Below are 6,943 nucleotides of genomic sequence, written 5' to 3' on the forward strand. Positions count from 1 at the left end.
ATTGTTCATGAAGGCACCGGTACGGATTCAATAATTTCTGCATCATCGCCTGACAGACCGAAAGCTACGCTCACCTGGCGCTTCAGCTTCAAACGTGCGTCATTGGCTGCACGCTCGCGCCGTGTCCGTTCATGGGGCGTGCGTGCCGCATTCAACGCCTTGAGCGCACCCACAACCCTTTCGGCTTGTTGCTCGATTGCCGCCTTTGCTGCCTCGTCCTCAGGGACGGGGATCGGTAGGTCTTTGATAAATTGCTTGCCATGGGAGTAATACCCACCCCTAAATACGCTGGTATTCGTTCGGATCATCGCTTCACAAAGTGGATGGTTCAGAACGGCTAGTAAATAGAGCGTCGAGATCGGCGCATCGTCCTTGGCGCGGATCATGTAGTACGGACCGTTGCCGCCTCCGGTAATAATCGTGTTCGTCTCATCATAGGCGTAACGCGGCTCGCGGGCGAGAACGGGCAGTACGATTTTTGGGCTATCGAACTTCGTCAGGCTTTGCGAGCGTCCATACTGATAGAATTGCCGCTCGTCCGCCGCACCGCCGACAACATTGCGTCCTTCGAGCGTGTCGCGCCGTGCGCTCAGATATTCCAGGCAGCGGGGGTAATTTTCCGCCATTTCATCAGGCTGTAATAGCCGGGCGCGTAGCTTGCCTCTTGGCGTGGTCACCATCTCGTAAGGGAAGATCATCCAGGCGTTGGCCTCGGGCTGACCAAATGCGTCAAGCTGCTCATCATGAAGACAGGGGCGAAGGATGCTCCTCTCGATCTGCCATTCTCGGCTGTCCCACTCGATCCAGACATGATCATCATCGGTGCGCGTAGGGTGCAGCAGATAGATTTCATCTTTGCTGGTCTGAACGCCGACCTCGATGTTCGCGAGCGCTTCCAGTCTGCCCGGCACTTCGTCTTTGATCCGCGCGAAGAGTGCCCGCACATCCTCCTGGCCGAACGTCCAAGCCTCATCGCTCAGCTCTGCGGCGGGAATGGTCGAGATCACACCCGTCCGACCATAGCGCCATTCTTCCAGCGGCCCTGCTTCCTCGACATGAACAGTCTCACAGCCGGTGCGATCCATAACGAGGATGCAGGTATAGTTGGACGTGCCTCGCCCGAAGACAGGTTTCACCCCGAAATTCACGATCTCTTCTAAGACCGGCGTGCGAGTCAGAAGACCACGCAGTGCCCGTCCTGAACGTATCGTCATAAATTTATTGGGGACTATAACGCCGACCCGGCCCTGATCTTTGACCAGCGCCAGCGAGCGCTCGATGAACAAGGCGTATTTGTCGAAGTTGTCCTGCCGCGCCGTACTGAAGGGCGACTCCGCAGAATTGTAGAATGCGGCCTCTTCCGGTGAGTAGGCCACCATGTTCTGAATGCGGATATAGGGCGGGTTGCCCACCACCACGTCAAAGCCGCCCCCGGCCATCTCATCAGCAAACTCGTCTTCCCAACGAAATGGATTGATCGCATCACGCAACGCTGCTGGCAGCGGCCCGCACGCGGCTTCCCATTCCTGGGTGCTCACAAGTGAATTGCCGCAGCGAATATGGCTATCGAGTTCGGGGAGCGCTGCGTGTTTCTTTCGCCTCACATAGTCCTTGAGGGCCGCTTCGCTTTCATCCTCGATGAGCTTGAGCAGCAGGCTGAATTGCGCCACTTCGACCGCGTTGGGATCGATATCGACGCCGCAAAGATGTGCCAACAGAATGCGGCGCTTCTCATCGAATGTGAGCCGCCAAAGATTTTCACCGGCCTGATAAATCTCGATGCCTGAATGCTTCTCCGCACCGTCTGCAACGTACCAATCCAGATAATGGCCGAGCAGGAAGTCATACGCAGAAAGCAAGAATATGCCGGAACCGCAGCAGGTGTCCACCAGCGTGAATGATGCAAGGTCTTGCGGGGAGCGGCCAGCCAAAAGCGGTCCGAGGGTGCGAGCGACAATAGCATCGGCGATGAAACTCGGTGTTGGCACCACACCGCCGCTTTCGCGAATTTCCGGCTTGCTGGTGATGGCTACAGCGCCATCCTCCACCACGATCACTTCGCCGAGGAATTGCTCATAAATCTCGCCCAGCACTTCAGTCTCGACGACTGCGAAGGTGTAAGGGCTGAGCGGGTAATACAGCTCGGCAATGATGCCTTGCAGCACCTCGTCACTAATCCTTATGCCCAGCGGGTCATCATCAATCAGCCGGAACAGCCCCGAGTCGTAGAATTCATCCGCGCGGCGCAAGACACCCATCAAGGCATCAAAGGTGGCGCTGCCATCAAGATTCTTGAGCGTTTCGTATTTTTCGATCTCGCGGTCTTCGCAAATTCGCAGGAAGACAATGCGTGAAAGAAAAAGTTGCACTCCATAGGTCAGCTCTTCGGAGCTTAGGCCGGGCGTGTTCGCGTTAATATCGGCGGCGAGGCGGGCACGCCAGTCGCGAACCTGATTCAGGAAGAAATCGTCAAATTGTTCCGAACCTTGCCGCGTCGTGTCGATGGCGAAGTGGCGGTCGAATGCGCCGGAAAGCACGCTCTCTCGTGAAAGCAGAGACCACAGCTCATCAAAGCGTGCCTCGAACTCGTCATACCCAAACAGATGCAGCCTTGCGACATGCGCCTCATGGGTTTCAAGCGGCGCGGGCTTGCAGTCATAGATGACAAGCTGATGAAAGTTGGTAACCACGGAGATCGGCAAGCTTGCTGAGTACCCGTAGCGGCGCGTCTGAAACGCAGGCGCGCGGTCACGATCAATCCGCACGCTGGGCTTCTTAGCCTCAATGAAAAGCTTACGTTGCCGCGCAAGGCGCAGCTCATAATCTGGCCGCTTGGAAAGGCGCTCTTCCCCGACTTCGACGGTCGCCTCTTCGATAACCTCACGGTAAGTCAGCGGTTGGGCGCGGCGATTGTGCACGTCCCAGCCGAACGCTTCGAGCAGCGGCGTTATGAACTCGGTGCGCGCCTGAGTCTCGTTGTAGCCAGCGTCAAGGTAATCACTTTCATTGCGTCCGAAGCGCTCGACAAGCTCGGCCACACGGGCGCGGGCGTGTTTTTTCACCTCATCACCATCATGAGCGGCGGGAGTTATAATTCCGGCTTGCGCATCATCGTTCATCCTTTACTCCGGGGTTTCTTACCGGCACGGCGGCGCGCGAGACGCCGGTTGCGCATCTTCTCCCAGATGCTGCGCAGCATTACGCATTCTACCTTCGAGAGCCCCATCCCTTCGATCAGGATTCGACGGCTGTTCTCTTCGAGAACGAGTTCAAGCCGCCCGGCGCGGATTAAGGAATCGCACTCTTCGACAGGCAGGGCATCACCAAGTTTTGCGGGCATAAGCAGCTTTTCTGCTTCGGTCGGTTCCAGCTCCAGAACGCCTCCGCCATAACTGCGTCCTTCGATCTCTGCCGAAGCGGCCGTGAGATAGCTATAGCTATTGGCGACAATGGCGCGCGGATCAGCGCCGTAGCTACGCATGCGGTGGATGGTATCGGTGGCCGTCGCTTCAGCATCATTGAGAACGATGCGGGGGAAGTCATAAATCTGGCGGAAGACAAAAGCATCCGGCACATAGACCGAGGGCACTGCATACCAGGGTGTGCGCACCGAGCACTTATAGCCCTTATGCACGTCCTGAGCTTCCCCAAGCCGAATATAGCTGGCAAGCGCTCCTTTCGGCTTCGTGCCGTTGATCGGGGCCAGATGCAAAAGATGCACCCGCTGATCCTCATTGGCGAGAGTACGCCAACCCTTCTTATCGACCACTGCGCCGCCCAGGTGGGCGGAGCGTCCAATGAGCGGTATGGTGAAGCCCTGCAAGCCAAGCTCTTCGACTTCGCTTTCGCGCAGCACAAAGAACTGGTTTTTGCCGGTGACGACACCGACATTGACCGAAGCATATTTGCCTAACTCGGTCGTGCTCGCACCTGCGCGCAGAGCCCGCATAAAGGAAATCTCTCCGGCGCTCAGGAAGTATTTGAGCCATTTTTCGCTGTCATGACAGACCGTTTTTGGGGACGCACTGCGCAATACCTCGCGCGGCTTGCGATTGACGATATCGACGACGGAGTCGCTTTCGGTCAGATTTACCTTGCACGGATTGCTGGCCGAAGGCGCAGAGCGCGCTTCATCAGCGAGCAGGAGCAATACTTCTTGCTCAGCTTTCTCAAAAAACAGCTCGTTGCAGGCGATCAGATCGACGCGCCCAAACCGGTCCGTCAAAAATGACCGCAACTGCGCCGCATAACTTACCTGCAAAAGCTCTGCGGGAAGGACAAGCGCCATGCGCCCGCCTTCCTTGAGCGCCGCCGCCGCCGCGACAACAAACGGCACCCAGATATTTGTCAGGCGGTTCGGCGAGAGGCCCTGTTCATGCATGATATCCATCGCGCGGCTGCGATGGGGCTCCGGAAAGCTCTGATAACGAATGAAGGGCGGGTTGCCGACCACCACATCGAATTCCGGGCGGTCCGGTCGGCTCCACCACGCAAAAAAATCGCTGTTTACGACAACATCGGCAGCGCGCATGCCGAGACCATCCTTAAGGCGCAGACGGGCTTTATCGGCTTCATCGGGAATAATCTCGATGCCGCGCAGATTGTTTGCGCGAGCGGGGCCTTGCGCCCCCAGCGCTTCGAGACGTGTGCTTGCCGCTTCAAGGAATGAGCCATCACCACAGCTCGGCTCAAGCACCAGCTCGTCCGCGCCCCGGATCGCCCAGGCGCAGAGCCAGCGCGCCAACTCCGCAGGGCTGTAGTACCCGCCGCGCAGTTTGTCGGCATCGAGCGCCGTAAAGCGCCCGCTATGTGTCCGTTCGGGAACCTCCCTCGCGGCGGTATTGGTTGCTATGCCGCTCACATGCTCATTCATCGCACTTGCCCCACATGGAACAACGGCTGTTCATCGCGAAGCAGTCGCTCGATAGCCTCCCGGATCACCCAAGCCACAGAAACCTTGTTTTTCTCTGCTATTTCGAGAAGTTCTTTGTGTTGCTCTTCGGTCAGGCTGACCGATAGACGGTGTGACGCTTTGGGCGTGCTCTTTTTCGTTGCTGGCGGCATGGCGTTCGAATCCTTGTTTGCACCATGCTACACCACGGTGGTGAAGTTCGAAAGCATCTTGCCCCTGTTACCCCCTAGAAAATCCGGCACGTCCATCTCCATAACTTTCGTAGCGAAGTAGAACATAATGCGAACATATTCGGCTGATGGCCCAGAATCCAGTGAAAAAGTAGGCGCGCCTGGAGGCGGGCAGGCTCTATGCGCAAGCACCTAAGTCCTGTAGCCAGGTCTTTGCCATCCAGTCACGTTCCATTGCGCACGCTGGCGGCCTGTCTGGTCGCCAGGATTGTCGCGGTGAACACCGCTCCGCTCTTCCCTGTTTTGGGGGCCTGCGGCCCCGTCCTCCGTCAAGATCGGGCTCCGCGTAAACGAACTTCGGCAACAGCTTGACGACACTGAAAGAATCCTGCACGCTTACGTTGGCCTTAAGTGCATGCCGGTGTGTCCGCCACGCAAAGCTACGCAGCACTCTCCTTCAAACATGAAGACTCCAGCCCAATTGTGGGATCTGGTTAGTAGCGGACACCTAGTCAGATCCCATTTGGAAATGGTTCATGACCTCTAAGAACGAAATCGACAAACTGAAGACGCTCGCAAAACGGTACGCGCGGGCAAATCGGATTGCTCAACACGAAGCCCTCAACGCGATGGCCGCTGCGTTGGACTTCCCCCATTGGGCGTACCTGGCAGCCAAAGCGAAGCAGGGGTGGCTCCCGACCGCCGAGCAGCTCGCGATGGCCGAGGCGCTTGTTCACCAAACTCACCCAGGCACGGATGAAAAAGAGAGTTTCATAGGCATGAGCTTATCCCGTCCTGTCGATGAACCTATCAGGCAAGGAAAGATCGGCGATCACGACTATCGGGTCTTCGAGGCTTTCGGCGACATTCGCATGGAGGGTGACGGATGGCGCATTCTTGTCGGCGAAGCGCAGTTCTCCCAGCCGCTTGTTGAGATCGAGAAGCCGCATGCCGACACGAGCCCTGTAAGCAAGCAGGATTTCCTCGAAGCAGCGTTGGTGATTGCAGACGAAGAGGCCGCAAAGGTTCGCGCAGGGATTGCTTCGGACTGGCCAAGACGCTCCACCAAACCTGATACGGAAGGGGTGGTGCTTCATCCACTGTTCGGCGGGAAGTCTGCCGAGTGGTTCTGCCTGCATTGCGACGGCAAGATCACAGGCACACAGCTCGCGGAGAATCTTTGGTATTGCCCTGGCTGCGGTGCATCCCCCATCGACATCTTTTCCGAGCCAGCTTGGTTGGAGGACTCCGATGTGACAGTCAAACCTGTTAAAGGTCGGATAGCGCGGCAGCGGCCTGAGCCAATGATTGAAGTAGTGGATTCAAGACCGACTCTCACGCTGGGCGAAGACAGCAGTTCGTTGCTCTTGCGTACTGCGTTGCTTGAAGACGCCACGACCCCCGCAGAGCGGATCGGGGCGCAGCTCGCCGAGATTTCTGTCGATGATGACGGCGATGCCTGCATTGTTTTGGATGAAGACCTTTGGCCTGAGTCCAAAGAGCCCGAGACCGCAATGGCTGTGGCAGAATTGCTTGGTGCGGAGCTGGACATAAGCGTGACTTGCATGACCTTTCCCTTTGCCTGGCCTGGCTTGGGGCATGCGACAACCAGCACGCGGGAATATGTCAGGATGCTGTTGGAAGCCCATGAAGAACAGGGCGTCGTTCATCGAAAAAGCGAAGACGACTGATCTTCTGACTTGGCGCACCCTCCAATGGGCGTGTGACCAAACCTGCACCGCTCCCCAACGTTGGACCGCCGGAAGCTGGATTTTTCCGGCTCTTTCACGATGACGGGCTGGTGACGCCATCGGGATAATGCATGGCGATCGGGACGTTGTATCCGATCGCGCTATGGGGT

4 protein-coding genes are annotated in these 6,943 nt (G+C 57.3%); 1 reads left to right on the plus strand and 3 read right to left on the minus strand.

Annotated features, from left to right (window positions below):
* Positions 1-5: 5 nt before the first annotated feature.
* The 3 genes from ABD923_RS18910 to ABD923_RS18920 are packed head-to-tail and all read right to left on the minus strand — an operon-like array spanning position 6 to position 5,064.
* Positions 6-3,119, minus strand: a complete 3,114-nt coding sequence (locus ABD923_RS18910) for an Eco57I restriction-modification methylase domain-containing protein (protein WP_259555194.1) — start codon at positions 3,117-3,119, stop codon at positions 6-8.
* Positions 3,116-4,873: an Eco57I restriction-modification methylase domain-containing protein gene (locus ABD923_RS18915; protein WP_259555195.1), complete on the minus strand. Its 1,758-nt coding sequence runs from the start codon at positions 4,871-4,873 to the stop codon at positions 3,116-3,118. Before ABD923_RS18915 ends, ABD923_RS18910 begins: the two co-directional genes overlap by 4 nt.
* On the minus strand, positions 4,870-5,064 hold the full coding sequence (locus ABD923_RS18920) for a ribbon-helix-helix domain-containing protein (protein ID WP_259555196.1): 195 nt from the start codon (positions 5,062-5,064) through the stop codon (positions 4,870-4,872). Before ABD923_RS18920 ends, ABD923_RS18915 begins: the two co-directional genes overlap by 4 nt.
* Positions 5,065-5,618: 554 nt before the next feature.
* Between ABD923_RS18920 and ABD923_RS18925 the strand changes: the two genes are divergently transcribed.
* Positions 5,619-6,773 (plus strand): P-loop NTPase family protein, encoded by a 1,155-nt coding sequence (locus tag ABD923_RS18925; protein ID WP_259555197.1) that lies wholly within the window; start codon positions 5,619-5,621, stop codon positions 6,771-6,773.
* Positions 6,774-6,943 lie beyond the last annotated feature (170 nt).

The sequence above is a fragment of the [Roseibacterium] beibuensis genome (assembly GCF_039542305.1).
GTDB lineage: Bacteria > Pseudomonadota > Alphaproteobacteria > Rhodobacterales > Rhodobacteraceae > Roseibacterium > Roseibacterium beibuensis.